The 26,166-nt window shown below is 42.8% G+C and carries 26 protein-coding genes and 2 pseudogenes; 8 read left to right on the plus strand and 20 right to left on the minus strand.

Going from position 1 to position 26,166, the window contains the following annotated elements:
* The first annotated feature begins 26 nt into the window (after window positions 1-26).
* Window positions 27-1,190: a tyrosine-type recombinase/integrase gene (locus B7705_RS02405; protein ID WP_084947445.1), complete on the plus strand. Its 1,164-nt coding sequence runs from the start codon at window positions 27-29 to the stop codon at window positions 1,188-1,190.
* A 95-nt stretch (window positions 1,191-1,285) separates the two neighbouring features.
* Here the strand turns inward: B7705_RS02405 and rpsD are convergent, their stop codons facing one another.
* The 10 genes from rpsD to B7705_RS02460 form a co-directional block, all read right to left on the minus strand.
* Window positions 1,286-1,897, minus strand: coding sequence for a 30S ribosomal protein S4 (gene rpsD, locus B7705_RS02410; RefSeq protein ID WP_084947446.1), 612 nt, complete (start codon window positions 1,895-1,897; stop codon window positions 1,286-1,288).
* Between the two features lie 202 nt (window positions 1,898-2,099).
* Window positions 2,100-3,134: a sensor histidine kinase gene (locus tag B7705_RS02415; protein ID WP_084947449.1), complete on the minus strand. Its 1,035-nt coding sequence runs from the start codon at window positions 3,132-3,134 to the stop codon at window positions 2,100-2,102.
* On the minus strand, window positions 3,131-3,829 hold the full coding sequence (locus B7705_RS02420) for a response regulator transcription factor (RefSeq protein ID WP_061454163.1): 699 nt from the start codon (window positions 3,827-3,829) through the stop codon (window positions 3,131-3,133). The genes B7705_RS02415 and B7705_RS02420 overlap by 4 nt, the downstream gene beginning before the upstream one ends.
* Before the next feature lie 80 nt (window positions 3,830-3,909).
* Window positions 3,910-5,583 carry an SSURE domain-containing protein gene (locus tag B7705_RS02425; RefSeq protein WP_084947451.1) on the minus strand — a complete coding sequence of 558 codons (1,674 nt, stop codon included), beginning with the start codon at window positions 5,581-5,583 and terminating at the stop codon, window positions 3,910-3,912.
* A 155-nt stretch (window positions 5,584-5,738) separates the two neighbouring features.
* On the minus strand, window positions 5,739-6,404 hold the full coding sequence (locus B7705_RS02430; RefSeq protein ID WP_084947453.1) for a potassium channel family protein: 666 nt from the start codon (window positions 6,402-6,404) through the stop codon (window positions 5,739-5,741).
* A gap of 13 nt (window positions 6,405-6,417) precedes the next feature.
* The gene (locus B7705_RS02435; RefSeq protein WP_084947455.1) at window positions 6,418-7,797 is read right to left on the minus strand and encodes a TrkH family potassium uptake protein; all 1,380 of its coding nucleotides are present in this window, start codon (window positions 7,795-7,797) and stop codon (window positions 6,418-6,420) included.
* Between the two features lie 33 nt (window positions 7,798-7,830).
* The gene (locus tag B7705_RS02440; RefSeq protein WP_084947457.1) at window positions 7,831-8,595 is read right to left on the minus strand and encodes a nucleoside phosphorylase; all 765 of its coding nucleotides are present in this window, start codon (window positions 8,593-8,595) and stop codon (window positions 7,831-7,833) included.
* A 284-nt stretch (window positions 8,596-8,879) separates the two neighbouring features.
* Window positions 8,880-9,503: a TetR/AcrR family transcriptional regulator gene (locus B7705_RS02450; RefSeq protein WP_000361929.1), complete on the minus strand. Its 624-nt coding sequence runs from the start codon at window positions 9,501-9,503 to the stop codon at window positions 8,880-8,882.
* A gap of 39 nt (window positions 9,504-9,542) precedes the next feature.
* A complete protein-coding gene (locus tag B7705_RS02455; RefSeq protein ID WP_042901945.1) occupies window positions 9,543-10,625 on the minus strand; it encodes an ABC transporter permease in 1,083 nt (360 codons plus the stop codon).
* A gap of 1 nt (window position 10,626) precedes the next feature.
* On the minus strand, window positions 10,627-11,343 hold the full coding sequence (locus B7705_RS02460) for an ABC transporter ATP-binding protein (protein ID WP_042901944.1): 717 nt from the start codon (window positions 11,341-11,343) through the stop codon (window positions 10,627-10,629).
* A gap of 230 nt (window positions 11,344-11,573) precedes the next feature.
* Here B7705_RS02460 and B7705_RS10135 point away from each other — a divergent pair.
* Window positions 11,574-11,708 (plus strand): annotated as a pseudogene (locus B7705_RS10135) (low temperature requirement protein A); the annotation flags it as partial.
* A 62-nt stretch (window positions 11,709-11,770) separates the two neighbouring features.
* Here the strand turns inward: B7705_RS10135 and B7705_RS02465 are convergent.
* Together B7705_RS02465 and B7705_RS02470 are read right to left on the minus strand one after the other, a co-directional pair.
* On the minus strand, window positions 11,771-13,018 hold the full coding sequence (locus B7705_RS02465) for a carbohydrate-binding domain-containing protein (protein WP_084947460.1): 1,248 nt from the start codon (window positions 13,016-13,018) through the stop codon (window positions 11,771-11,773).
* Between the two features lie 292 nt (window positions 13,019-13,310).
* Window positions 13,311-13,868, minus strand: a complete 558-nt coding sequence (locus tag B7705_RS02470) for a sugar O-acetyltransferase (RefSeq protein WP_084947462.1) — start codon at window positions 13,866-13,868, stop codon at window positions 13,311-13,313.
* Window positions 13,869-14,042: 174 nt separating this feature from the next.
* Here B7705_RS02470 and B7705_RS02475 point away from each other — a divergent pair, with 174 nt between their 5' ends.
* The 3 genes from B7705_RS02475 to B7705_RS02485 are packed head-to-tail and all read left to right on the plus strand — an operon-like array spanning window position 14,043 to window position 16,313.
* Complete coding sequence (locus tag B7705_RS02475) at window positions 14,043-14,351, plus strand: rhodanese-like domain-containing protein (RefSeq protein WP_000468869.1); 309 nt, start codon at window positions 14,043-14,045, stop codon at window positions 14,349-14,351.
* 20 nt (window positions 14,352-14,371) lie between these two features.
* A complete protein-coding gene (locus B7705_RS02480) occupies window positions 14,372-16,027 on the plus strand; it encodes an FAD-dependent oxidoreductase (protein ID WP_084947465.1) in 1,656 nt (551 codons plus the stop codon).
* Window positions 16,017-16,313: a rhodanese-like domain-containing protein gene (locus tag B7705_RS02485; RefSeq protein WP_084947468.1), complete on the plus strand. Its 297-nt coding sequence runs from the start codon at window positions 16,017-16,019 to the stop codon at window positions 16,311-16,313. The genes B7705_RS02480 and B7705_RS02485 overlap by 11 nt, the downstream gene beginning before the upstream one ends.
* A gap of 43 nt (window positions 16,314-16,356) precedes the next feature.
* Here the strand turns inward: B7705_RS02485 and B7705_RS02490 are convergent, their stop codons facing one another.
* The 4 genes from B7705_RS02490 to B7705_RS02505 form a co-directional block, all read right to left on the minus strand.
* A complete protein-coding gene (locus B7705_RS02490; protein ID WP_084947470.1) occupies window positions 16,357-16,845 on the minus strand; it encodes a prolyl-tRNA synthetase associated domain-containing protein in 489 nt (162 codons plus the stop codon).
* A 131-nt stretch (window positions 16,846-16,976) separates the two neighbouring features.
* Window positions 16,977-17,255 carry a hypothetical protein gene (locus B7705_RS02495; RefSeq protein ID WP_084947473.1) on the minus strand — a complete coding sequence of 93 codons (279 nt, stop codon included), beginning with the start codon at window positions 17,253-17,255 and terminating at the stop codon, window positions 16,977-16,979.
* Window positions 17,256-17,286: 31 nt separating this feature from the next.
* Entirely contained in the window at window positions 17,287-18,600 is a 1,314-nt protein-coding gene (locus B7705_RS02500; protein ID WP_084947476.1) for a DUF6630 family protein, read from the minus strand.
* A 53-nt stretch (window positions 18,601-18,653) separates the two neighbouring features.
* The gene (locus B7705_RS02505; protein ID WP_000185156.1) at window positions 18,654-18,911 is read right to left on the minus strand and encodes a metal-sensitive transcriptional regulator; all 258 of its coding nucleotides are present in this window, start codon (window positions 18,909-18,911) and stop codon (window positions 18,654-18,656) included.
* A 182-nt stretch (window positions 18,912-19,093) separates the two neighbouring features.
* Between B7705_RS02505 and B7705_RS02510 the strand changes: the two are divergent.
* The 3 genes and pseudogenes from B7705_RS02510 (at window position 19,094) to B7705_RS02520 (ending at window position 21,631) form a co-directional block, all read left to right on the plus strand.
* Window positions 19,094-19,714, plus strand: a pseudogene (locus B7705_RS02510) (GTP pyrophosphokinase).
* A 9-nt stretch (window positions 19,715-19,723) separates the two neighbouring features.
* Entirely contained in the window at window positions 19,724-20,398 is a 675-nt protein-coding gene (locus B7705_RS02515; protein ID WP_084947478.1) for a response regulator transcription factor, read from the plus strand.
* Window positions 20,399-21,631, plus strand: coding sequence for a sensor histidine kinase (locus B7705_RS02520; RefSeq protein ID WP_084947481.1), 1,233 nt, complete (start codon window positions 20,399-20,401; stop codon window positions 21,629-21,631).
* Window positions 21,632-21,752: 121 nt separating this feature from the next.
* Here the strand turns inward: B7705_RS02520 and B7705_RS02525 are convergent, their stop codons facing one another.
* The 4 genes from B7705_RS02525 to B7705_RS02540 form a co-directional block, all read right to left on the minus strand.
* Window positions 21,753-22,607 carry a VOC family protein gene (locus B7705_RS02525; RefSeq protein ID WP_084947483.1) on the minus strand — a complete coding sequence of 285 codons (855 nt, stop codon included), beginning with the start codon at window positions 22,605-22,607 and terminating at the stop codon, window positions 21,753-21,755.
* Window positions 22,608-22,715: 108 nt separating this feature from the next.
* Complete coding sequence (locus B7705_RS02530; protein ID WP_084947485.1) at window positions 22,716-23,753, minus strand: aldose epimerase family protein; 1,038 nt, start codon at window positions 23,751-23,753, stop codon at window positions 22,716-22,718.
* Window positions 23,754-23,899: 146 nt separating this feature from the next.
* Window positions 23,900-24,895, minus strand: coding sequence for a tagatose-bisphosphate aldolase (gene lacD, locus B7705_RS02535; RefSeq protein ID WP_084947563.1), 996 nt, complete (start codon window positions 24,893-24,895; stop codon window positions 23,900-23,902).
* Between the two features lie 10 nt (window positions 24,896-24,905).
* The gene (locus tag B7705_RS02540; protein ID WP_084947488.1) at window positions 24,906-26,072 is read right to left on the minus strand and encodes an SIS domain-containing protein; all 1,167 of its coding nucleotides are present in this window, start codon (window positions 26,070-26,072) and stop codon (window positions 24,906-24,908) included.
* Between the last annotated feature and the right edge of the window lie 94 nt (window positions 26,073-26,166).

Raw genomic sequence — 26,166 nt, forward strand, 5'->3', positions numbered from 1 at the left:
CCTACTGATGTTAGAAAGGTTAAGAAATGAAAATAGCAGAAATAAAGAAACAAAATGGTAGCACTGTATATCGTGCCAAAGTATACTTAGGAGTAGATAAACTCACAGGAAAAAAAATAAAGGCTAATCTGACAGCTAGAACTAAAACTGAATTGAAGAAAAAAGCTCAATTAGCTAAGGCTGAATTCCAAAATAATGGCTTCACTAAAAAAGAAATAATCCCACTAACAAGCTATGAAGAAGTAGCTCAACTATGGTGGGAAAGCTATCAGCACACAGTAAAACCAAATACGCAAGATTCAGTAAAGCGACTACTATCTAACCATGTGATTCCTTTATTTGGTTCTTATAGGTTAGATAAGTTAACTACTCCAACTATCCAACGCATTGTTAATCAACTAGCTCTACGTGCTAACAAACGAGAAGAAGGCGCATTTCTACACTATGATAAAATTCACGCGCTAAATAAACGTATACTACAATATGCTGTGACAATGCAGATTATTGATATAAATCCAGCTCGTGAAGTTATGCTTCCTCGTAAAATAAAAAAGGGTAGAAACAAAGTCAAACACTTTAATAACTTAGAATTAAAGCAATTTCTCAGCTATTTGGAAGAGGCTAACTTAGCAATATATAGAAATATATATGAAATTACTTTATACAAGTTTCTTCTTGCTACTGGTTGCCGTATTAACGAAGCCTTAGCTCTACACTGGTCAGATATTGACCTACATAATGCAACTGTAAATATTACAAAGACACTAAATCATTTAGGTGAGATTAACAGCCCAAAGTCTGAGGCAAGTTATCGCACAATTGATATTGACTCACAAACTATAGAGGTCTTAAAAGTGTATCAAAAAAGACAACGGCAAGAAGCTTGGAAACTTGGTCGGACTGAAACTGTTGTCTTCTCAGATTTTATTCATAAATACCCAAACAATAAAACACTATCAACTCGTTTAAACACACGTTTCAAACATGCTGGTGTACCTAATATTGGATTCCACGGTTTTAGACACACACACGCTAGTCTTTTGCTAAACTCTGGAATACCATATAAAGAATTGCAACACCGTCTAGGCCATTCTACACTAGCTATGACTATGGACACTTACAGTCATCTCTCCAAAGAAAAAGCAAAAACAGCCGTCTCATTTTATGAGAAAGCTGTAAGTTCTTTGTGAAGGGGGACAAAAAGGGGGACAAACCCAGAAATCAACGTTTTAAGACAAAGCAAAAAGCCCACTGTTGTAGGCTTTCTGTAAGATATTTCTTAAAATTAAAGCATTTTGTTGTAGAATTCAACGACAAGTGCTTCATTGATTTCTTGGTTGATTTCGTCGCGTTCTGGCAAGCGAGTCAATGAACCTTCCAATTTTTCAGCGTCGAATGATACAAATGCTGGACGTCCAAGAGTAGCTTCTACTGCTTCAAGGATTGCTGGAACTTTCAATGATTTCTCACGAACTGAGATCACTTGACCTGGAGTTACGCGGTATGATGGGATATCAACGCGTTTTCCGTCAACAAGGATGTGACCGTGGTTTACGAATTGACGAGCTTGACGACGAGTAGTCGCAAGACCAAGACGGTAAACAACGTTGTCCAAACGACGTTCCAAAAGAAGCATGAAGTTGAAACCTAGGATTCCACCTTTGATTTTTGTAGCTTGTACGAACAAGTTACGGAATTGTTTTTCACCTACACCGTAAGTGAAACGAAGTTTTTGTTTTTCAGCCAATTGCAAACCGTATTCTGACAATTTAGAACGGTTGTTTGGTCCGTGTTGTCCTGGTACGTAGTTACGACGTGCCAATTCTTTACCTGTACCTGTAAGTGAAAGGCCAAGGCGACGAGCTTGTTTCCAAGATGGTCCTGTATAACGTGACATATGTATGTCCTCCTGATATAAATAATATTTCGGTGGAAATAGTCACTTAGAGAGCCCTGATTCGTGCAGATGCCCTTCGCCTAAACAGCCAAGGTTACTTGTCATAAGACACCTGTTGACGAGCTTCATGCTTTCCTGCTGCTATTTCACACAAAGGCTATTGTACCATGAAAAGCTAGATTTGTAAAGGGATTTTACGGCTTTATTTCAAATTGAGAGAGAATGTAAACGTGCTACCTAAGCCATATTGACTTTCTGCTGTGATTTCACCGCCAAGCTGATGGGCTAGTTCTCGTGCAATCGCAAGACCTAAGCCATGTCCACCTGTTTTCATATTGCGCGAAGTTTCTACACGATAAAGTCGTTTAAAAATCTTTTCCAAATCCTCAGGAAGGATCCCCTGGCCCTCGTCTTTCACACTGATTGTCAGCTCTTGTTCTGTTAATTGGGCAAGAACCTCGATTCTGGTTCCTGGTTCTGAATATTTAAAGGCATTGTTTAACAAATTGACTAAAATGCGAGAAAGTTTGTCAGAATGGCTCTTGATTTTCGCTGACTCAGGTAACACTTGAATGTAAACATCTCGCTCCTCTTGTTCAATCTGGAGTTGAAATTCACTCATCGACTCAATCAACAGCTGATCTAAAAAGACCTCTTCGATTTCTTCATCAGCAGTAACTTGAGGTTGGGTGTTGAGAGTCAAAACATCCAACTCCTCCACTAGCTTGTTTAAGCGCTCGGTTTGCCGACCAATCGTGGTTAAGTAGTGGAGTCGCTCCTCTTCCTTGATCACTCCATCTAGAATTCCCTCCACAGTAACCTGAATGGAGGTAATGGGAGTTTTAATATCGTGAGAGAGCTGCGCAATCATCATTCTCTTTTCTTGCTCACTCTCATCAAGAGATTGAAAGGTAGCCTGCAAATTGTGGGACATGTCATTAAAAGCCTGGCCCAGCTCTTGAAATTCTAATGGCCCTTTGGTTTCAATTTCTGTGCTGAAATCCTTGCCAGCTATATCCTGAGCTTGTTTTTTCAAATGTTTCAGAGAAGAAAAAACAGGCGACAAAAGAAAGATGCTCACTGCAGCGCCAATGAAACTAGCAATCAAGGTCATTCCAACTAGAAAGTAAACTTCACTTTTCTCGATCAACATTCGTTGGACTGCCCAGAAAACGACCAAAATCGTTAGCAGAGTCGAAACTAGGTACCCCACTAAAATATAGTTTTTTAATTTCATTTTCTACCTCTTGGTCTTTCCATCTTATAGCCCAAACCCCAAACAGTTTTGATAGCAGGAGTATTTGAATTCGTATACTTGCTCAACTCTTGCCTCAAAGCATGGATATGCACATTGAGTGTATTGGTATCATCCACATAGTCCTCTTGCCATACCTTCTCGTAAAGTTCCGTCTTTGAAAAGACTCTCTCAGGATTGCTAGCCAATATCCATAGAAGTTCAAAGGATTTTACTGTCAATTCCAAAGGTTGATCCCCAATGCGAACCTCATGAGTCACATGGTTGATTACCAAGTCACCAAACTCAATCTGTTCTGTCTCTCTTCCACGGCTAAGGCGACGCAAGATATTATTTACTCTTAAAACCAATTCTCGTGGACTAAAGGGTTTGACTATAAAATCATCTGCCCCCAAACTTAATCCATAAATCTTATCCTGCTCGCTTGTCTTAGCAGTTGTAAAGAGGAAGGGTTGATCAGGAGCAATATACTGAACTTCACTGATAAAATCATAACCGTCCATATTGGGCATCATGATATCTGTGATGATGAGGTCAATAGATTTTTTTCTGAAAAGCTCTAATCCCTCTTTACCATCATGGGCAATCAAAACATCGTATCCTGCCTGTAAAAGATAGCGGTTTTGAATATCTAGAATATCTATCTCATCATCAACCAGCAAAATTGTCTTTTTCATCTGACACTCCTTTGATAAAAACAGTGTTATACTTGCTTTAGTATAACACTATTTTCTCTAATGTTTAAATAATTTGAATCTTAATCTTCTCGTTTGGTTGTCAAACCTAAGAGTCCAATAAGACCTGCCAAGGCTAGACCAAAGATACCAAGTCCAGCTGTAGCCGTTTTAGCTTCCCCAGTATTTGGTAACATTGCTTTATCATCTTTTTTCATCATATTAGCCATTGGGCTAGAAGCTGGTTGATCTACTTTCATATCTGACATATGGTGATTTGTACCCATCATACCCTCAGTCGTACCTGTAGAGCCTGTTTCAGAAGGCTTCGTATTCATCTGACCTTGTTGAGATGGTATTGTCGCCATTTCTTTTCCACGAAGCTGAATCGTTACTTGACGAGTAGCAATCAGATTGGTCAAATCAGGTTTGCCATCTTTAGATCCATAGACTTTAACAGTAGCTAGGTATGTATGTGTTCCGTTAGCTCGAAGTTGATCCAGCAAGGCCTGACCATCTTTGCCAACCGTATTGCCATTCAAATCCACTTCGTAGAAATATTGGCCTTTAGCCAAGCCTTCAAGTGGCAATAGAGCTGGATTTTTAGCTGTTCCGTTGTCTGACCATGGGGCTTTGTCGGAAGCTTTTAACAAGAGGCGAGTCAACATACCATCTCCACCAAAAGCTTCGTATGGAATAACTTGGTTGACACCAGCCAAGAAAGGTCCAGGAACCTTAGCCTTATCAAGGTAGCTAGCTGGAACATCAATCATGTCTTTGACATTGTTAACAACAGACTCTTTAACCTGATTTGGTGTGGTCAAACCAGACTCTTTAACCTGATTTGGTGTGGTCAAACCATTCAAATTAACAGTCAAATCTTTAGTCGCTACGAGATTAGTTAAGTCAGGCTTGCCGTCTTTTGCACCGTACACTTTGATGGTTGCCTTATAACTTTGAGTGCCGTTTTGTTTCAAGAGATCAAGCAGCTCTTTGTCAGATTTGCCTTGGGTGCCTGCTAAATCCACTTCGTAGAAGTAAAGACCTTTGCCCAATTTCTCTACTGGTGGGAGAGCAGGATTTTTAGCTGTTCCGTTGTCTGACCATGGAGCTTTGTCTGAAGCTTTCAAGATAAGGCGAGTCAACATGCCGTCACCAGCAAAGAATTCATATGGAATGACTTGATTGACACCGGCTGTGAAGGGACCAGGGAAGTTAGCCTTATCCAAGTAAGTGGCTGGGACATCTACTGTGTCTTTTGTGTTATCAGCCACACCTTTTTGCACTTCAGCTGGAGTGGTCGCCGGTTGCGCTTCACTGGCTTCACGGTCTTGTCCAGAACCTGTAGACGCAGGACTTTCCACAGGTTTAACTGCATCTTCTGTTTGTTTCTTAGAGTCAGGTTGTGCTTGCACTTCTTCTTTTGGTTCTACCACTGGCTCTTTAGCAGTTACATCCGCTTTTTCTGAAGAGCTTGTCGTATCCACACTTGCTTTAGGTGTTGGAACAGACTGTTCTGAAGGAAGAGCTACATCAACTGCTTTTTTGAGAACCTCTGCTGGTAAGTCGCTCTTTTCACTCACCGAAGCAGCGTCTGGCACGACTTGAGCAGGAGTCGGATTGACGACATCAGCACGTGCAGAACTTGGTTGACCAACTAGGACAAAGAAGCCACTAGCCACAACAACTGAAGCAACACCGACACTAAGACGGCGAATAGACCAACGAGTATATCTCTGATTTGGATTGAATTTCATAGGATTCTCCTTAAAGTTTTCTTTTTTTGATGACTCTAGTATAATCTCCTAAAATTAAAAAGGATTAAGAAAAAGTTAAAATTTTTCTTAAATCCCTCTTATAAAATACTTATATTGACTCGTTAATCATTTGGAAAGAGAGTACCCCTCCTCTCCTACTCACTCAGTTCAGCTAGGGTGTCCAGATGTTGGTTATTAATGACGGCCATGATATAGGCATCTGCCTGCAAGAGGTCATCGGGGCCGAATTGAACATCTAGAGGAGAATTTTCATAGTCACGAAATCCAAGTACATTGAGATTGTATCGCCCACGCAAATCCAACTGACTGAGGCTTTTACCTACCCACGATTGAGGGATTTTCATCTCGACAATCGATACATTCTTATCCAGCTGAAAGACGTCTACGCTGTTATGAAAGAGGATGGTCTGTGCCAATGAGCGCCCCATTTCAAACTCTGGCGAGATGACTGCGTCCGCACCAATTTTTTCTAGAACCTTTTTAGCTGTATGACTTTTGACCTTGGCAATGACGGTCGGCACTCCTAGACTCTTACAGTGCATAACCGCGAGAACACTGGACTCCAGATTTTCACCCGTTGCGACGACTACGGTATCACAGGTGTCAATCCCCGCTGATAGAAGGAGTTCTTCATCCGTGATATCTCCAACTACCCCTCGCGCCAACACTGGTTCAAATTGATTAATGCGTTCCTCGTGGTCATCAATAGCAATGATATTCATGTCATGCTTGGCTAGGGCAGCCAAAACACTGCTCCCAAAAATTCCCAAGCCTAAAATTCCAATTGTTCGATCTGACATCATTTATCCTTTCTTATCCAATGGTGATATCTGCTTTCATATAGTGAATCGTATCTTTCTTGTCTGGCTGGTATTCCGCTACACTGACCAGTAGTGTCAAGGGACCAATACGGCCGATAAACATCAGCAACATAACGATACTGAGGGCTAACTTACCTAACTCCGGCGTTAAATTTGCCGTCACTCCAACTGTCGCAAGGGCTGAAATGGTCTCAAACATGAGGTAAATAAAGCGCGGATTTCCCTCTGCTGTTATCCCTAGTAGGATCAAGCCCAGCAAGAATGTTAGCAAGAAGATAATAAAGACACTGAAAGATTTTTGCACGGTTCGGGGTTCAATGGTCCTCCGAGCCACATTGGCATGAGGCAAGCCCAATAGTTCGCTACGAGCGAAGACCAACAAGACAAAGAAGGTCGTAATCTTGAGCCCCCCTGCTGTCCCTCCAGGCGCCCCTCCTAGAAACATCTGTAGGATATAGATGAACAAGGTAGCTGGTCGAGCCTGGGTGTAGTCAATGGAAGCAAAACCTGCCGTTCTCATGCTGACGGTCTGGAAGAAACTAACCAGCAATTTCTCTGGAGCGCTGAGATTTCCAATCGTTCCAGGATTGTTCCACTCGATGAACAAAGTCGATACGGTTCCAAAGAGCAGAATTCCCGCCGTTAAAAAGAGAACCAACTTGGTATGGAAACGCAGGCGGCGTTTTTTCTTTTTCCCAAACTGGGTCGCTAGGTCAAACCAGACCATAAATCCTAGACCACCTGTGATAATCAAACCAGCAATCACTAGATTGATCAAGGGGTCCGTTTGAAAGGCTACCAAACTCGTACTTCCAAAATTATCAAATCCAGCATTACAGAAGGCTGAAACAGCCAAAAAGATAGAGGTTAACACCCCTCGGCCCCAGCCAAATTCAGGAATAAAGCGGAAACTCAGGAGAAAGGCACCAATTCCTTCCACCAAAAAAGTCGTCAGAAAGATCGAGCGGATGAAGTCCTTTAAGGACTGAGTTTCTCCATAACTGAAACTTTCTTGAATGGTCTCCCGGCCACGAAGACTGAGCTTTTGCTTGCCTTGGATATAAAAGATTCCGATAAAGGTCATGAGCCCCAAACCGCCAATCTGGATCAAAATCATACAAATCAACTGACCCCAGATATTGTAAGTAGAGGCTACAGGCTGGGTAAAGAGCCCTGTTACACAGACCATGGACACCGTTGTAAAGAGATGATCAAAGTAGGTCGCTTGTGACGTTTCTGCTTGCACAAAGGGGAGACTTAAAAGAAGCGAACCTAAGAAGATCACTAGGGCAAAACTTAAAAAGATGCGACGGGCTGGCGACAAGCGTCCCAGTGCCGTCCTGATTTTTTCCAAAAAAGATTTGAATAACATAACTACATTCTACCATAAAAACAGTAAGAACACTCACATGTGGTGCACAATGGCAAGACAGAGTTCGAGTGCCTTATCAAAAGCTTCTGAGCCCCAGTCACGACTGTCGTAATTATCTAGATCCGCTAAGGAATCTGCGGTAAAGAGCAATTCCCCCCAGACACCCCCACGTAGCTGAGCCACTGCCGCAAGAGCCGAGCACTCCATCTCCACAACAGCACAGCCTTCTTCCTTGCGATAGGCCACCTTTTCAGCCGTCTCTCGGTAAAAACCATCTGTCGTCCAGGTCATAACTTCCTCGTAAGGAATGCCTCTTTGTTCTAAGACTTGCTCAATGGCAGAGATAGCCTCAATCTGCATCTCCATATAACGAGAAGGCGCTACATAATGGTAGCTGGTCCCCTCATCTCGCAAAGCGCGAACAGGGACGAGAAAGGCATTTTCCTCTATATCGGCTAGGACACCACAGGTTCCAGTGGAAATGATTTGCTCCACACCATAGCCAATCAACCAATCCATAAACTGGGCAGCTGGGGCAGAACCCACGGGCGCCTGGGTTAGACAAATCGTCTCACCCTTGTAGTTGATGACATAGACTGGATAAGCCTTGGTGGCAGAAACGAACTCACCAACACAGTCCGCTCCTGCTTCCTGAGCGTAGCGGTCAATCTCTTCCTCCAAAAATGCATAGATGCACTTTTTTGGCAACTTTAAGTCCAATCCCTCATGTGTTGGCATAAGGACCGCCTGGGGATTGTCATCAAACTCCAAAATGGGAATCGCATGTTTCTGAATCATAGCCCACCTCCTCTAATTTTGTACTATTGTATCAAAAGCTGACGAAGTGTCAAGGAGTTGTCTTTAGCAAGCCAGAAAACTCCTCTTCCATACATTTAAGAAATCGTTGCTCTGCTGGAGAGGTCGGTTTCTGTTTTAGTAAAGTGATTGAGAACTATCACCAAAATAGCAAATTCAACAATAAAAAAGCACGAATCTGCATCAGGCAATATATACCCTTTTATATTATCTTGTGCAAGAAGCCAAACCAATAGAATCTAGCCTCCATTTTGTCTAGGCCTACTCTATTTCCACAAAGCACCCAAAATCTGTTTTTCTAATAAGTCTAGGTCCTCTTCCTTTATTTCTCCGTTGTCGCTAACGATATAAAGTTGAGCGAAGTAAGCCAACAATGGACCAACACAAATACGAACCATTTGAGGAATCGTTATCTCTGGATTTACACGTGGATCTGCTAGCAATTCCTTATGAAGCACTCGAAGTTTATCTTGAATAGCATTCCAGATAAAAATCTGTTCATTTTTTAGTTTCTTATTTGAAAAACTCTCCTGCAGAATGATTTTCATCAAAGCACGATTTTTTTTGAGATAGCTCATACGATCGTGGACGAGATAACGAACCCTCTCTTCTGTCGTTTCAAAAGCTAAGAGTTCCTCAAAAAAACTACCGAAAATGCTTGGGACTACAGGATGTAAAATAGCCGTCAGTAGATCATCCTTCGTCTTAAAATACTTAAACAAAGTTGCCTGGCTTAGTCCAGCACGCTCAGCTATGTGAAGAGTTGAGGTCCCATGGTAACTCCTAGTTGATATGAGATCCACTGCTGCCTGCATGATTTTTTTCTTTCCTTGAGGGTAATTCGCTTCTTCTAAGTAATCTTCAAACGATTCAAAAACAGTCTTATCCATCTAATCTTCACACCTTTTTAGCATTATTTATGTTGATTTCTAAACTTTACGATAACGACGCAATCCAACAATATTGAGAATTGTTAAAATGATCAAGAAAATCATTAAAACACCAAGATTTGGCAAAATATCACCAAGATTGTGTCCGTAAAGAATAATCTGGCTTATTGCATCACCAGAATAGGTTAATGGCAAAAATTTCCCCACAGTTGGAGCCCATTCTCCCATGGATGACAATGGAATAATTCCTGAGAAAAAAAGTTGGGGCATAATCACGAGAGGAATAAATTGCATCATTTGGAATTCTGATTTTGCTAGAGTAGACAAGAGAATTCCAAAAGCTAGTGCTACAAGAGCCAGTACCACATTAACTATTATAACATTTAAAATACTTCCTACAACTTCTACATCTAGTAGCCAAATTGCTGCTAAGACGACAACTGCCGTTTGAAAAATCGCAATAATACCGTAAGACAACATATAGCCATAGACGATTTCAGATCGTTTCACTGGTGTTGCTAACAAACGTTCTAGTGTTCCACTGGTGCGCTCTTTCAAAAGCGCCATACCTGAAATCAAAAAGACAAAGAAGAAAACTACAAAACCTATCAAAACCGGAATCATACTGGTAAAGAAGCTTGTATTTTCATCTCCATACTGATAAGACTCCTTGATTTCTGGTGTTTTTGCGTCCGAGTCCAATTGTGGAAGAGCTTGTTTGACACGAGATAGTAACTGATCGGTGCCTTCACTGGCGATACTTGTTCGTAACACTTGTCGTATCATAGATGTCTTGGAGGCATCTGTATTTGCGTAGTCGACCTGATACTCACCGTCTTTATAAGAAATCACAGCATCGACTTTTTCATTTGCTAGCGCTTCTTTGGCCTGATCTAAGTCTTGATAAGTCTCGATGTCCACATGATCAAGCTCATCCATTTTCGTTACCAAACCAGTTGGTAGATCTTGTGTCGCTAACTTGACATTCACGGTTGTACTAGCTGAAAACATGAGGTTCATCAACCACATGATAAAAACAGGTGCTATAAACATCAGGGCTAGAGTTCGTTTGTCACGAAGTAATTCTTTGATGACTTTTTTTGCAATCGCTATTGTTCTCATTTTACTCACCTTCTGCTTTTAAAAATACTTCTTCAATACTTGAAACTTGATAACTTTCTTTTAAGTGTTGCGGTGTATCAAAAGCAATGATTTTTCCGCCTAATAATAAGCCGACCTTATCCGTCAACTCTGCTTCATTCATAACATGGGTAGTAACTAATATCCCTACCCCATTGTCTCTAAGCGCGAATAATTCTTTCCAGATTTTCTTTCGAAGAGAAGGGTCGATTCCAACTGTCGGTTCGTCCAAAATCAAGAGTTGAGGATTTCCCAACAGCGCGATAGCAAGAGACAAACGCCGTTTCATTCCTCCAGAATAACCAGATACCGCCTTGTTTAAGTAGTCTGTCAGATCTACTACTTGAGCTATATGAGCAATTTCCGCCTTTAGGTCTTTTTTAGAAAGCCCCTTTAGCTGACCAAAAAATTCCAGATTTTCTTGACCAGACAAGGACTCGTATAAAGCATCTGATTGGGCCATATAGCCAATATCTCCTAAAATATGACGATTGGGCATAGTGTGATTTAACACTAAAGCTAGGCCTCCATCAGCCTTTTCCATTCCTAACGTAGTCTTAATCATAGTTGATTTACCAGCACCAGACGGACCAATTAATCCTATAATTTCTCCTAGCTGCAATTCAAAGCTGACATGATTCAGAACTATTTGTTGGTCAAAAGATTTTACTAAATCTTGTAAATGTAGCAATTTTTTCATATGCTTCCTCCTAGGTGAGTGGGTACTCACTTTTTAAATCACAGAAGCTATTATAGTGAGTAATCACTCACTTGTCAAGAGAAAGGGTTAAATTCTTTAAAAAAATAAAACACCAGATTCGTATCTGATGTTTATGATGCACATGTCTTATTTCTAAAAATGTTTTTGAACTTCCTCTCTATACTCCGAAATGGTCTTTCCTGTCCACTTTTTAAAGGCCTATTCTTCCTCTACTTTTCTCAGCCAATCCTACCATCGTCATTGCTATCGCAACTCTAATGACCTTGGCGATGGAAATTCATTTTACTCATTTTTATATGAAACAGACTAAGAAATTTTCAAGACCTAATTGGGAGTTGTTTTAGCTACAATCCATCTCTCAAACACAAAAAGTCTCCCTTCTCTTTCGAGAAAGGAGATTTTTTGTTTATCCTTGTCCACCAGGGGCTGGACCGCCAGGACCACCATTTCCTTGAGGGCCTCCATTTGGTTCACCGCCTCCAGGCATAGAATTGACAATTTCCGTTTGTTTTTCACCATTGAGATAGATGTCACCACCTGTGTAGGTCGCTGTTCCATCAAAGTCAAAACCTGTTTGACCAGTCATTTTAATGGTTCCGCCTGTGACCGTGATATTGCCGTTTGAGTCGATTGGATCTGTATCCCCTTGACCAACTTCTACTGTCAGGTTCCCACCGTTCATGGTGAAGAAGATTTCATTCTGTTGGGCGTTTTTGTTGGCTGCATTAACTCCATCATCTGTCGAATAGATGGTAATGTCCCCACCGTTGATAGTGATGGATTTACCTTCAAGTCCTTCTGTCGAATTCTTGACGGTGTAGGTACCACTATCGATAACCAAATCACCTGATGCGTGGATGCCATCATCTCCTGCTGTGACGGTGATGTTGTTGTTGGATAGGTACATGATTCCGACTGAAGTATCCTCGTCATTGTCCACCTTTACGCCATCTTCTTTGGCATCGATGATCATAGTCGTACCAGTGATGTTGAGTTCATCATTAACATTAAAGGCATCGCCAACTGCTGTGATGTTATAGGTTCCACCCATGATATGGAGGGTGTCGTTGGCCTTGATACCATTGTTCTTCTTGCCATCTACATTGAGAGTTCCTTTCCCGTTTATGGTCAAATCTACCTTAGAAAAGAGAGCTGCATCTGCTTTTTCGTCGCTGTTAGAGCTTGAGTCAGAGAGACTGTTGGTGGTTCCCTCTGCTAGAGTCAAGTAGACATGGCCGGCTGATGTCGCAGATATCGCTACATTGGTGTTGGTCATGGTCGCGCCTTTTAGGACTAGATGAACATCTGCAGACTTATCTGCCTCGATCTTGATCTGCACTCCGTCAGACTGACCTGAAATCACATAGGTTCCAGATTTTGTGATGGTCACTGTTGATTCAGAGACTGTCACCCCATCCCCAGAAACATTTGCAGATGAGCCAGATAGCTCAATTTTAGAAGCTGTGCTTTCGTCATAAGAGGTATCATTGTCCTTATCTGTAAAATAGGATGATTGGTTTGTCTTTGTTGCAGTTGTTGTTGCATTATTTGTAGTTGCATTGGTATTGGATGTAGTTGTTGACTGGGCACATGCTGCCATCAGCACCATTGCCGTTAAATTCGTTGCGAGTAGGGTCCATTTTTTTGATTTCATACCTTTTTCCTCTCCTTCGTATGATATAGCTAGACAGTCTACAGAAGATTCCTGAAACAAAACTAAAACTTTTCTGAAAGTTTCCTTAAATTTAGTTTCAATTACGTTTCGCCTAGTAATTTTTTAGAAAGGACTGCTAAAAACAATTTTTGAACTCTAGACTACCTTTAATAGATTTTTTAAACCAAGATTCCCCAGTGCGATGTCTCCTCGACCAAGAAAGCCAAAAAGAAGAAAAATTTATAAGACTAAAACTCATAAAAAGAACAGCCCTAGCTGTTCCTTTTCACTTCTATTTCACAGGTATTTCCTTAATCACACGCGCAGGATTGCCAGCTAGGACGACATTGTCTCCAAAGGACTTGGTAATCACGGCCCCTGCTCCTGCGACGACATTATTACCCAGTGTCACCCCAGGAAGGACAATGACACCACCTCCAGCCCAGAAATTATCTCCGATGGTGATGGGCTTGCCGTATTCGACCCCTGAATTGCGTTCATGCGGATCCAGTGGGTGGAGTGGGGTTAAAAATTGACAGTTGGGGCCAAGCATGGCGTTGTTCCCGATGCGAATCTGACAAACATCCAGCATGGTCAAGTTCCAATTAGAATAAAAATTTTCCCCTAGATGGATGTTGACCCCATAATCAACCACCAAGCGTGGATTGACATAGAGATTTTGCCCAGTTGAACCAAACCAAGTCTTGATAATCTCTGCTCCCTTCAAGGGATCTTCTTCCTTGTTAAAGGCAGCCTGTTTTTGGCGAGAAGCCTGCGCCAAGGCCCGTAACTCTGGGGCCGACGGACGGTAAGGCTCCCCTGCTATCATTTTCTGGTATTCGCTGGTCATCTTAACACCTCATACTTACTTTGGACTCATCATATCAAAAAGCCTTTGAAAGGTCAAGAATAGCCTGCTTTCTAGACTCTCAAAACCAATCCCCTCCAAGTTAAAACAACTTGCTTGACAAAAGCTTGACTTCATGGTTTAATATACCCCATAAGGGTATATTTGGAGGTGCCTATGTTTCACTTATTATTTACAAAAATTGACAGTATTTCTACCAGCGAGTTAGAAGCTAAACTCAAGGAACCGATTCAGCTACTAGATGTTCGGACGCCTATGGAATTCCGTAGAGGTCATATCAAAAATGCCAAAAATGTTCCTTTAACGGAAATCGGTTCTTACACACCAGCGACAAAAGAAACACTCTATGTCATTTGTCATTCTGGTGTACGAAGCAAACTAGCTGCGAAAAAGCTTAAGAAAAAAGGCTACGATGTCATCAATGTCCGAGGCGGTATGAGCGCTTGGACAGGTAAGGTCATCTAGAAGTATAAAGGAGAAAGTCAATGAAAATTATCATTGTCGGAGGAGTTGCAGGCGGTATGTCAGCAGCAACCCGTCTCAGACGCCTCATGGAAGACGCTGAAATCACTATTTTTGAGAAAGGTCCCTTTGTTTCCTTTGCAAACTGCGGACTTCCTTACTATGTTTCAGGAGAAATTGCAAACCGTGAGAGTTTATTGGTCCAAACTCCTGAAAGTCTCCGGGCACGCTTTAATCTCGATGTGCGGCCATTTCACGAGGTCATCCAGATTTCGCCAGAAGAACACACTGTAACGGTGCGACACGATGGACAGGAATTCACAGAAAGCTACGACAAGCTGATTCTCTCCCCAGGAGCCAAGCCCTTTATCCCTACCATCGAAGGCTTGGCAGAAGCTAAGCATACCTACACGCTTCGCAATGTTCCTGATCTCGACGAAATTATGGCAGCCTTGGACAATCATCCAAAAGAAGCTGTCGTTATCGGTGCAGGCTTTATCGGGCTTGAAATGGCTGAAAATCTGGCAAAACGTGGATTGCAAGTCACCATCGTGGAGAAAGCACCCCATGTCTTGCCACCATTAGATCAGGAAATGGCGGCCTTTGTCCAAGCAGAATTGGTCAAAAACGGCGTTCTCGTTATCACTTCTCAGTCTGCGACTCGATTTGAAGAGCAAGGAAAAACCATCGTTCTCGAAAATGGTCAAAAGATTGCTTCTGACCTCACCATCCTTTCTGTCGGTGTTGAACCTGAAAACGGACTGGCTCAGGCAGCTGGGATTGAACTGGGACTACGTGGCGGTATCTTGGTCGACGAACACTACGAAACCAGTCAAAAAGATATTTTTGCAGTTGGAGATGCCATCGTCGTCAAGCAAGAGATTACTGGCCAAGATGCCCTCATCTCTCTAGCTTCTCCTGCCAATCGTCAAGGACGCCAAGTGGCGGACGTCATCGCAGGACTCGGTCGTACAAACAAGGGCAGTATCGGCACTGCTATCGTTCGTGCCTTTGATATGACAGCTGTTTCGACTGGTCTCAGCGAGCGTACTCTTCGTACCAACCAAATCCCATATAAAGCCCTTCATGTCAGTGGGAAAGACCACGCTGGTTATTATCCAGGCGCTACTGATATGACCTTGAAGCTCCTCTTTGACCCAACCACTGGAAAAATCTACGGTGCCCAAGGAGTCGGGAAGAAAGGTGTTGACAAGCGAATCGATATCCTGGCAACTGCTATCAAGGGAAATCTCACCGTCTTTGACTTACCAGAATTGGAGTTCACCTACGCGCCACCATTTGGCTCCGCTAAGGATCCCGTCAATATGCTGGGTTACGCAGCCTTGAACCTTATCGAAGGTCTCAGCGACAACGTTCAATGGTACCAGCTCGAAGACGAACTAGCTAAAGGAAAGAAATTCCTAGACGTGCGGACCAGTGGCGAATTCCAAAGTGGTCGACTCAAAGTCGACACCATCCACATCCCCCTAAACGAACTACGGGAACGCTTGGACGAACTGGACAAGAACCAAGCCTACATCGTTAGCTGCCACAGTGGTTTGCGCAGCTATATCGCAGAGCGTATCCTCAAACAAGCAGGATTTACCGTCCAAAACCTTGACGGCGCTTATTCACTATACAAAATGGCTAACCCAGAAGGAGTAGAATATGGTAACTAGTATCAGCATGGCTGACTTTTATGAAAAATATCAAAATGAAAAACTAGATCTTATCGATGTACGTGAAGTACATGAATTCCAAGCAGGACATGCGCCAGGTGCAAAAAATCTGCCTTTAAGTACCTTGGAGCAAGGCTACAAAGAACTCAAACCTGACCATGAATACCATGTCATTTGTCAAGGTGGAGTGCGTTCTGCCTCTGCCTGTCAATTTCTCAGCGCCCAAGGCCTTACCGTTACCAATGTAGAAGGTGGTATGAACCACTGGCCAGGTGAGGTAGAATAATCAAAAAACCGATTAAGATGAACTTAGTCGGTTTCTTTAATCTTTATAACTCAATGATATGAGCCTCATAACCAATGGCTTCTAGGAATTTGAGTATATCTGTCGTATCCAAAAAGAGAGTTTTTTCATTGGTATTGGGGTGAAAACTCATCCGTTTTTCAGACATGATTTCTTTGTCGAAATAAATCTGAATATATTTGTCAGCATTGTTCAGCAAGCCAAATGGAGATACTGCACCTGCTGGTAACATCATTTTTTCAAACAAGCTCTCAGAGGAAGCCATACGGATTCTATTGGCTCCTACCAAGTCTTTCAAGAGGTCCATATCCAAACGTTTCTTATCATCCATAATCACGAGATAATAGGCTGTTTTATTTTTGTTGGTGAGAAACATGGTTTTTGTACGGACACCTTCGATCCCTTCGATAAAGCTATCAGCTTGCTCTGTCGTCAAGGCTGGCTCGTGCTCCACGATTTCAAAAGGAATGTCTAGCCCATTTAGCATCTCTACTACTTTTTCGTATGCTTCCATTCGCTTGCCTCCTTTAACTTGTCTTACTACCTTTAATTATACCGAAAAATGGGTTTTCTTCCAATTTATATCCAAGTATCTCTAGGTTTCTTTCATTTTCATACAAGTTATCTTAGACGGAGCCCCAACTGTTAGGATGGGCATGATTTCCAGCCAGCAAGCCCATCTTTTCTTTCCACCGCATAGCCACAAGGTATATCCGCGACTTGTCCGATGGATGCGTCTAGTTTAAATGCTTCAGCTAGGGAAATGAGGCGTGCATCCTCTCCAGTGTGGTCTTCTGAACACAAAAATTGCCACATGCCATCCTCTTCATCGTGGGAGATAAAGGTGATCGGATTTTTCCCAGCCAAGACATGGTAACAAACTATACAGGCTGTGTTGGGTGCATCCTTAAATGCAAAAGTCATCTTGAACTTCCTACTTGAAATACACTAGCAATTACATATTTTTTGCATGGCCGAAACGCTGATTGATTGTGTGACTCAAGGTGACTAATTTTTCCAGAATATCCCTCTTGCAGATAAATAGCACATAACTATCGCTATTAATATCCATACAAGCAAGACAGAAATCGTGTCCAGCCCATCTTTCGTCCAAAATTTTACACCAAGTAGGGATGTCATCACCCTCGTCGAACCAATTCTCCTCCAAATCAAGAGTTTGTTTAGTTGCCAGAGGCGTTAATTGGTACAGAAATTCATCCTTATCTGTCTTCCAGTCTAACTCAATCACTGCATCCACAGCAAGCAGTTCATCAGCAATAGCAAGCCATTTTATCGTAGCTTCATCAACCTCTTCGCTTATTCCTCGCTCGTCATATCTCTCTGCATACTGCTTGAAATAGGCTTTCGGTGATTCAAAACAGGAGGTCAAACGAGATCGTACCTCACTATCATCTGTTAGCAATTGGGTTATTTCCTGATAGATTGCGATATTTTTCTGCTCATCTGTCCGCATATCTAGTACAATTTCCCAGTCTTCTAGGTCCGATGTAACTCTGTTCTCCAAATATGCCCGAAGCAAGTCTTGAGTTTCTTTCTCGCTCAGACCATTTTTTTCGTAGATTACATTCTCGTTGATCCGTTCGGCATCAGCTACACTAACCTCAAAACGAAAACCGTCCGAATCTTCATCCTGACAAACCTGTACAAAATCCGATACAAGCTGACTCCCCTTTAGTTTAACTGGTTGCTGAGGTATTAAAGTGAGAAAATCCCTACCACCATCTTGGACGGCTGCCAGTTGCTGCCATACTTCCTCAAATCCAAAGCCATTTTGTTCCTTCTCACCATCATCTAGCACCCAATCCGCAAAGATTCTTCCTGAAATGCTCGCAAAATCTGCTCTATCGTCTCCATCTAGATAGGGCTGATCACTTGTAACAGAGGCCATCTCTTTGACAACCTTTTCAGCCTCTTTTCGAATCCAACCTTGTCTAAAGAAATGGGCAACAACACTAGGAAAGATCAAGACAGGCAGACAAATAAGAGTCCCTGCAAGTGCGAGACCCTTATATCGATTTTTTGTGGGGCTCCCTTCTGATAACTGATTTAGAAAGTCCGCTACTTGATTAAAAAGTTCGCCCCCAGTGCCCCAGAATAGGAACAAACATTCCACACCAAGTAGGCCAAGCCAGATAAACGCCATTCGCTTCGCTGCCTGACTACAGATCTCCATTTTAGTTTGTATAGGAATAGCTTCTGCCTCAGGAACACTCTGAAACCATTTTTCTGCTCGTTCTTCTTTTGTCATCTTTCCCACCTGTGATCTACTTTCTTATCCTTGTTCTATCACATAGAGAACTACTATTTTCGTTTGATAAGGTACTGAACAGCTTTTTCTAAGCGCTCTTTTTGAGCCTCAGGGTCGTCTAGGGGTTGGTTGATGCAGGCTGTGAGATTCTCGGTAATGATCATCTCAATCACGCGCTCCACACTCGAACGAACCGCTGTCAACTGGGTAATGATATCTGCACAATCACGATCTTCATCGATCATCTTTTGAATTCCACGCAACTGCCCCTCTGAACGTTTCAGGCGTGTAATATACTTTGAGTTTGTCATCTTCTTATCCTTGGTCGATTTTTCTTCATTATATCTCTAATGGACTCCTTTGTCAAAATTCTCGTTCCCTCTTTATCAATAGAATCTCACCCTGCTATCGCTTTCATGGTATAATAGAATGACAAATACTATTAGAATCTATGCTCGTAGCAATACGAGTCATTCTTAGAATGGACCAGCCTATGAACTCTATCTATGGCCCTTGCGAAGTCTACTTACCCACTATCTTGCAGACCTTTATTCAAGATATGGAAAAAGCCGCAGCTAATTACAAAAAAGAAACCTCCCTCAAACTATATGAGCATTTGCATGCACGCATCAAAACAGAAAAAAGTATGCGTGAAAAATGCCAACGCAAAGGCCTTCCTCAGACGAGTCAATCCGCTCTCAAAGAAATCCGAGATGCTATCGGCGTTCGTATCATCACAGGCTTTACAGATGATATCTACCGCATCGTAGAGTATATTCGTCAGATACCCACCATCCAGATTTTTAAGGAGAAGGACTATATTCGTCAGGTCAAGCCCAATGGCTACCGCTCCTATCATCTGATCCTCGAAGTGACCACTCCCTATCCAGATTCCCTGGGAAATGCCCAAGGTACCTACTTTATCGAGATCCAGCTACGCACGATTGCTATGGACTCTTGGGCCAGCCTTTAGCACCAGATGAAGTACAAGAAAAACATCCAAAATCCTGAACGAATCACGCGCGAGCTCAAACGTTGTGCCGATGAGCTTGCTTCATGCGACTTGACCATGCAGACCATCCGTGATTTGATTCAGCGATCTGACCAAGACTAAGGAGAACCTATGAAAATCCTACTTGCCGAAGATGAAACTCAACTAAATCGCGTCATCACTGTTGCTTTAGAACGCGAAGGCTATAGCGTTGATTCTGTTTTTAATGGACAAGATGCTGTCGAAAAAGCTACAACTAACCACTATCACCTCATGATTTTTGACATCATGATGCCAATTAAAACTGGAATCGAAGCCCTCAAAGAAATCCGCCAGTTGGGCAATACGACCCACATCATCATGCTGACAGCCATGGCTGAAGTAGATGATCGTGTAACCGGACTCGATGCAGGTGCCGACGACTACTTGACCAAGCCCTTCTCACTCAAGGAACTATTGGCTAGGCTCCGTTCTACTGCCCGCCGTCTGGAGGACTATACCCCAGATACGGTCCAATTAGGAAATACTCGCTTGGATATTGACGAACAAGAATTAGCTGCTACAAACAGCATTCGTTTAGGGAAAAAGGAGACTCAACTCTTGACCCTCCTCATTCAGCATGCTAACCAGACCCTCAGTTGTCAACAACTACTAGAGCAAGTCTGGCCAGAGGAGCTGGAAGAAAGTGATTACGAGCTCGTTTTTCTCTATATTTCCTATCTCCGCCAAAAACTCCAAAGCGTTCAGTCCAACTTGCAAATCTTAGGATCTGCAGAAGGGCCTTTCCAACTGATAGGAGGAGACTAGATGTTTCGAAAACTACGCATCAAGTTTATTGTCACAGCCACTGCTGCTATCGCTCTGATTCTTGCTTTCTTTCTGGTCTTGATGAATAGCATCGTCTATACTCAGACAGAGGATAATATCCAAACCGTCCTCTCCATCTTGTCTAAAAATGAAGGCGAACTCCCAATCACAGATGAAACCAAGGAAAATTTCACCAAAAAGAACATCCAGGAAGGGATTATCTACAATTTTCAGTACTTCTCTGTCAGAGAAAAGGGGAATGACTACACTATTTCTCTAGGGAATGTCCAATCACTGACCGAAGCAGACGTCAGAGGTTTTCTCCAGAAAATTCTTAAAAAACCGGAAACCTATGGCACGATTACTCGCAACGGGCGCCACTTCACCTACCAGATTAGTCAGACAGCTTCGGGTAAGCTCCTAGTCTTCTTTGAAGCTACCAACTACATTCGCGAACGGGACACCCTCTTTCAAGTCTCTATTTGGTTATCACTGGCTAGCCTATTTCTCCTTGCTCTGCTCTTTACCTTGATTTCTGGGATTGTTATCCGTCCCTTCGTCAAAAACTATGAAAAGCAACGAATGTTTATCACCAATGCAGGGCATGAACTCAAAACACCACTGGCTATCATCTCAGCCAATACCGAGCTTCAGGAACTCATGGAAGGGGAGACCGAGTGGAGCGTCAGCACCAAAGAACAAACCGAGCGGCTCAATCACCTAATCGGGCGACTCATTCGTCTCGCTCGTCTCGAAGAACAAGAAGACATCAAGCTAACCCAGCAAAATATCTCGCTTATCGCTGAGAAAGTTGCGACAGATTTTGCTCCCCTCTTTAAAAAGGAAGATAAAAACTTTGAAAGTCTGATTGAAGCAGATATCATAGAAAAAGTAGCCCAAGAGGAATTTTATGAGCTTCTTAGCATTCTTCTTGACAATGCCCGCAAATACTGTGATCCAGCAGGCACTATCCGTCTAACTCTCAAACGCAAAGCCTATCTCCTACGCAAGCGCACCTGTATCACTGTGTCTAACGACTACAAAGACGGGCGGCCTGCCAATATTAAACGCTTCTTTGACCGCTTTTATCGCGCTGAAACATCACACAATAACCAAACCACCTCTGGGTATGGCATTGGCCTCTCTATGGCTCAACACCTTGTCAGCCTGTTTAGAGGGAAAATCTTTGTCACCTACAAAAAGCAGGTGATTACCTTTACCATCTGGTTATAGCTATAACTCTTTTACTCTTTATCATTTCATAAAAAGCGAACAAGTCCGCATTCTAAAAACAGAATACGAGCTTGTCCGCCTTTTTCTATGTCTCTAAAATAAATGATGTGTTTTTCACATCTCATCGTGCCAAGCGAATGCGAGTCACAATTCCATCCGGGTCTACAAGATTCAGTTCACTCGAATTTAGCCACTTGATCGGTGCTTCTAGCTCTTGTGCTTGCTTAACGATGGCTAGAAGTTCTTCCTTGCTTTCGACTTCAAGGACATAGTAAGCCAAACCTGGCAAGCCTTGCTCACGCGGAGCTAGCCCTTTTCCAGCCCATTCGTTGACAGCCAGGTGGTGATGGTACTGACCAGCCGCTATCCAACTAGCACTAGGAATGCTAAATTTATCTTCTAGTCCTAACGCCTTTTGATAAAACTGACTCGCCGCGCGACTATCCTTAACCGATAGATGGATATGCCCCATTCTCGTCCCTTCAGCTAGGATAAAGGGATCCACCTTTTCTCCTAACTCATAGATGTCCTGTGCCGCAAGGACTTCGGTCACACCGATAATGCGACCATCTTCTCGAATATCCCATGAAGACACTGGCTTATCACGGTAGAGTTCAATGCCATTTCCTTCCAAATCCTCTAGATAAATAGCCTCACTGTATCCATGATCTGCACCCCCAACCAGAGGAATCCGCAAGTCACTTATGTGCTTCAAGACATCTGCCAAGGCTTTTCGTGTCGGCAACAAAATCGCCAGATGGTAGAGCCCATAATGCTCCCTTACTTCCCCAGCTTTTTCTGTCGCAATCAAGTGGACCAAGGCTTTTTTACCAAGTCCCAAAATCGCTTCTGTCTCTGTTTGGGATAAAATCTCCAAGCCAATAATCTGGTGATAAAAAGCCGTTTGACTTGCCAAATCCTTGACATTTAAAACCACTTCTGCTAGGTAAATGTGGCTCTGGTATGCATAAGTCATAGGGGGTGTCTCCTTTTGTTGTAACTTTATTAGTTACAGCAATTATACACTATTGAGATATAATGTCAACGAAGTCAACTCAAAAGAGCTGGAAACCAGCTCTTCTTTTTATTTAACAACCAGCTCGTAGCGAGTTTTACTAGTAAAGGTTTCCCCTGCTTTGAGAATGACTTGGTCTTTGAGGTCGCTATGAATGGCATCTGGTAAAGCTTGCGCTTCAAGGGCAATCCCATTGTGCTGTACCATTGGCTGACCAGCTATGAGCACACTCTCATCCACAAAGTTTGCTGTGTAGACCACAAAACATGGAGCCTCTGTCTTGAAAAGCAAGAAGCGACCTGAATTTTGGTCATAAAGGAAACCAGCATTGTCATGACCGGCAGGAAGAGCAAATGGGTGATCCAAACCAGATACCAACTGGATTTGCTCATCTTCCTCTGCAAAGATATCCTTGAGCAAAGCACCATTGTAGATGTGTTTCACCACATCACGAGTAGCATCTGGAGTCTTAGCCGGAACACCGTCCGGAGCAATTGGGTAAATGCCCTTCGTATTTAGTTGGAAGACATGGCGGTCAATTGTCTGCGTGAAATCACCAGACAAGTTGAAGTAGCTGTGATTAGTTGGATTGACAAGCGTATCTTGATCTGTCGTTACCTTGTAGCTGACTTCGTAGGCACCAGTTTCTTCCAAGTAGTAGCTAATCCAGATCTTGAGATTACCGGGAAATCCTCCTGTCCCGTCTGTACGCTCTGTGTATAGGGTCAAACCATGGTCGCTCACTTCGACCAATTCAAACAAGCTCGAATCCCAACCTGTCGAACCACTGTGGTTACAGTTACTAGCGTTGTTGACTTCAAGGTCATAGGTCTGGCCATTGAGTTCAAATGTCGCACCTGCAATACGGCCCGCTACAGGACCTACACTTGCTCCATGCTTGGGACTATTGCCTACATAGCTAGCAAAATCATCAAAGCCCAAAATTACATTGGCAAAGTTTCCAGCCTTATCAGGTGTGACATAGCGCAAGATGGTCGCACCATAAGTCATTATTTCTAGTTGGTAGCCACTGTCAGTCTCAAAGCGATAGGCCAAGACATCCTTACCCTCATGATTTCCAAATACACGCTCTGTGCATGCTTTCATTCTTCTCTCCTTTGATCCATTTCTCTTAAGTAAACAAACCATAGAAAGCCTATTCACCATCTATGGTTGTAGTTTCTATTTTCAGAATCCTTTGTCAGAAAACCTTAAGAGTTTTCTTGACAAAAAGGGATTCTTCTATACCTGTTTTATGCTTCCACACGTTCAGTCCATGAAGTCGCTGTTGTTTGAAGAACCTTGTTGAGTTCATCAATGTTCTCAAAACCTGTTGTACGTAGCCATTCACGAGCTGCTGCCTCACCGTCTTTGATGTAAGCTTCAACTGATCCTGCCCATGTTGCACGGCCACAAAGAACACCGTTGAAGTTTGCGCCTGATTCGTGGGCAAAGACAAGTGTTTCTTGGAAGAGTTTAGCTGATACACCCGCACTCAAGTAAATATATGGCAAGTTAGTTGCTTCGTCTTGCGCTTTGAAGAAAGCTGCCGCTTCTTCGCGTGTATGCACGATTTCACCTTCACCAAAGCCTTCAACGTATTTCACATTGACTGGAACTTCTACTTTCAAGACATCGATGTTAAATCGTGGGTCTGAGAAGATCTTCATGGCACCGATAACCTTGTGTGGTTTCACTTTAGCATATTCTGCAGAACCTGCGTCAGCGATTTTTTCATCGTAAGCCAAGATTTCAAGGAAGAATGGGATGTCTTCCGCCACACACTCTGAACCAATGCGTTCGATGTAGGCTTGTTTTTGTTGGTTGAGTTCGTCAGAGCTATCTACGTCATAGTAAAGCAAGAACTTGACAGCATCTGCACCTTGTTCTTTGATACGTTTTACAGACCAAACATCCAAGCAGTCAGGCAAGCGTTTGGTGCTTGTTGTATCGTAGCCAGTCTTCTCATAAGCAAGGAGAAGACCAGCATTGGCATCAAGCGCTTTTGTAGCTGGGAGACCATACTCAGGGTCAAGGAGCATAGAGGATGCGTATTTTGTCAATTCATCTGCTACCAAGACTTTGAGTTCTTCCATTTGAGCCACTGTTGGCTCTTCTGTTTGGTATTGAGCCATGAGGCGTTTCAAAGCGCCACGTTGGTCAAAGGCAAGAGCTGAAATAATGCCGTTCTCGTCAGAGAGTTTTTGCAAGCAAGCTACTTTATTAGGACTTAATTGTAGTTTATTCATAGACACTTCCTTACTTTTGATAGTCATGAATGATAACACCTTGTACCACACGATTTACGGTACCTGTAGGAGACGGTGTATCTGGTTTATTTTCTACCTTGAGTGAAGTCAATAGGGCAAAGAGTTGGGCATAAACGATGTAAGGGAAGACACGGTAAATATCGTTCAAGACACCGCCACAACCAAGGGCCACTTCTTTGACATTTTCAAGACCAAAGGCTTGATCACTCAAAAGCACAACACGACGAGCAATATGATCACCAGCAACTTCACGAACCAAGTCCAAATCGTACTTGCGAGTGTAGTCTGTCGTTGTGCCAAAGATCAAAACAACTGTGTCTTCGTTGATCAATGATTTTGGACCGTGACGGAAGCCAACTGGGCTTTCATACATAGTCGCCACTTGACCAGCTGTTAGTTCCAAAATCTTCAACTGAGCTTCATGAGCAAGGCCAAAGAAAGGACCAGCGCCTAGGTAGATGACACGGTTAAAGTCAAGGTCAACCAGCTCTTTGACATCTTCTGCATTGTCTAGAACCTTACGCGCAAGGCTCGTCACAACTTCAAAACGTTCAGCTTTCACAGCAAATTCTGTAGGATCAAAGACCAAGAGAGCTGTTAGCATCATAGACGTAAAGCTAGAAGTCATGGCAAATCCAGCGTCATTCGAAGCAGCTGGTTGCAAGAGTAAGAGATTGCGGTCATCGCCATGAGCTTGTAAAGCCAATTTCCCTTCTGCAGCACATGTAATGGTCACTTGATAGAGGTCATCAACCAAGGCTTTAGCCAAATCAACCGTCGCCACACTTTCAGGCGAATTCCCACTACGAGCAAAGGATACAAGGACAGTCGCCACATCTTTTTTCAAATAAGTTTCTGGATTGGCAACAATATCAGTTGTCGCAATGGCATTGAAATTCCATTTGCGTTCGTCATAGACTTCCTTAAAGTAAGGCACCAAGGTATCTCCCACATAAGCAGAAGTCCCAGCACCTGTCAAGATAACCTTAATATAGTCATGTTTATCCGCAATCCCTTGTAGGAAGGCTGCAATTTCTTCCCGTTTTGCTTTATAGGCTTCAAAAGCCTCTTTCCATACATCAGGCTGTTGGTAGATCTCACGAGTCGTGATTTCTGCACCCAGTTCAAGTAATTCTTCTTTTGTGTAATTTAGCATAGAGTTCCTCTAATCTATTGTTGTTTCATTCCTATTGAAAATATGGGAACGGGATTGACTCCCATTCCCATGTATATTCTATATAAGATGCTCT

Source organism: Streptococcus oralis subsp. dentisani (genome assembly GCF_002096685.1).
Lineage (GTDB): Bacteria > Bacillota > Bacilli > Lactobacillales > Streptococcaceae > Streptococcus > Streptococcus oralis_AD.

Bases quoted from the DNA above. Each gene is read 5' to 3' on its own strand.
- B7705_RS02405 (WP_084947445.1), top strand. From the start codon at position 27: ATGAAAATAGCAGAAATAAAGAAACAAAATGGTAGCACTGTATATCGT.
- rpsD (WP_084947446.1), bottom strand. From the start codon at position 1,897: ATGTCACGTTATACAGGACCATCTTGGAAACAAGCTCGTCGCCTTGGC.
- B7705_RS02415 (WP_084947449.1), bottom strand. From the start codon at position 3,134: ATGAAATTAAAAAACTATATTTTAGTGGGGTACCTAGTTTCGACTCTG.
- B7705_RS02420 (WP_061454163.1), bottom strand. From the start codon at position 3,829: ATGAAAAAGACAATTTTGCTGGTTGATGATGAGATAGATATTCTAGAT.
- B7705_RS02425 (WP_084947451.1), bottom strand. From the start codon at position 5,583: ATGAAATTCAATCCAAATCAGAGATATACTCGTTGGTCTATTCGCCGT.
- B7705_RS02430 (WP_084947453.1), bottom strand. From the start codon at position 6,404: ATGTCAGATCGAACAATTGGAATTTTAGGCTTGGGAATTTTTGGGAGC.
- B7705_RS02435 (WP_084947455.1), bottom strand. From the start codon at position 7,797: ATGTTATTCAAATCTTTTTTGGAAAAAATCAGGACGGCACTGGGACGC.
- B7705_RS02440 (WP_084947457.1), bottom strand. From the start codon at position 8,595: ATGATTCAGAAACATGCGATTCCCATTTTGGAGTTTGATGACAATCCC.
- B7705_RS02450 (WP_000361929.1), bottom strand. From the start codon at position 9,503: ATGGATAAGACTGTTTTTGAATCGTTTGAAGATTACTTAGAAGAAGCG.
- B7705_RS02455 (WP_042901945.1), bottom strand. From the start codon at position 10,625: ATGAGAACAATAGCGATTGCAAAAAAAGTCATCAAAGAATTACTTCGT.
- B7705_RS02460 (WP_042901944.1), bottom strand. From the start codon at position 11,343: ATGAAAAAATTGCTACATTTACAAGATTTAGTAAAATCTTTTGACCAA.
- B7705_RS02465 (WP_084947460.1), bottom strand. From the start codon at position 13,018: ATGAAATCAAAAAAATGGACCCTACTCGCAACGAATTTAACGGCAATG.
- B7705_RS02470 (WP_084947462.1), bottom strand. From the start codon at position 13,868: ATGACCAGCGAATACCAGAAAATGATAGCAGGGGAGCCTTACCGTCCG.
- B7705_RS02475 (WP_000468869.1), top strand. From the start codon at position 14,043: ATGTTTCACTTATTATTTACAAAAATTGACAGTATTTCTACCAGCGAG.
- B7705_RS02480 (WP_084947465.1), top strand. From the start codon at position 14,372: ATGAAAATTATCATTGTCGGAGGAGTTGCAGGCGGTATGTCAGCAGCA.
- B7705_RS02485 (WP_084947468.1), top strand. From the start codon at position 16,017: ATGGTAACTAGTATCAGCATGGCTGACTTTTATGAAAAATATCAAAAT.
- B7705_RS02490 (WP_084947470.1), bottom strand. From the start codon at position 16,845: ATGGAAGCATACGAAAAAGTAGTAGAGATGCTAAATGGGCTAGACATT.
- B7705_RS02495 (WP_084947473.1), bottom strand. From the start codon at position 17,255: ATGACTTTTGCATTTAAGGATGCACCCAACACAGCCTGTATAGTTTGT.
- B7705_RS02500 (WP_084947476.1), bottom strand. From the start codon at position 18,600: ATGACAAAAGAAGAACGAGCAGAAAAATGGTTTCAGAGTGTTCCTGAG.
- B7705_RS02505 (WP_000185156.1), bottom strand. From the start codon at position 18,911: ATGACAAACTCAAAGTATATTACACGCCTGAAACGTTCAGAGGGGCAG.
- B7705_RS02515 (WP_084947478.1), top strand. From the start codon at position 19,724: ATGAAAATCCTACTTGCCGAAGATGAAACTCAACTAAATCGCGTCATC.
- B7705_RS02520 (WP_084947481.1), top strand. From the start codon at position 20,399: ATGTTTCGAAAACTACGCATCAAGTTTATTGTCACAGCCACTGCTGCT.
- B7705_RS02525 (WP_084947483.1), bottom strand. From the start codon at position 22,607: ATGACTTATGCATACCAGAGCCACATTTACCTAGCAGAAGTGGTTTTA.
- B7705_RS02530 (WP_084947485.1), bottom strand. From the start codon at position 23,753: ATGAAAGCATGCACAGAGCGTGTATTTGGAAATCATGAGGGTAAGGAT.
- lacD (WP_084947563.1), bottom strand. From the start codon at position 24,895: ATGAATAAACTACAATTAAGTCCTAATAAAGTAGCTTGCTTGCAAAAA.
- B7705_RS02540 (WP_084947488.1), bottom strand. From the start codon at position 26,072: ATGCTAAATTACACAAAAGAAGAATTACTTGAACTGGGTGCAGAAATC.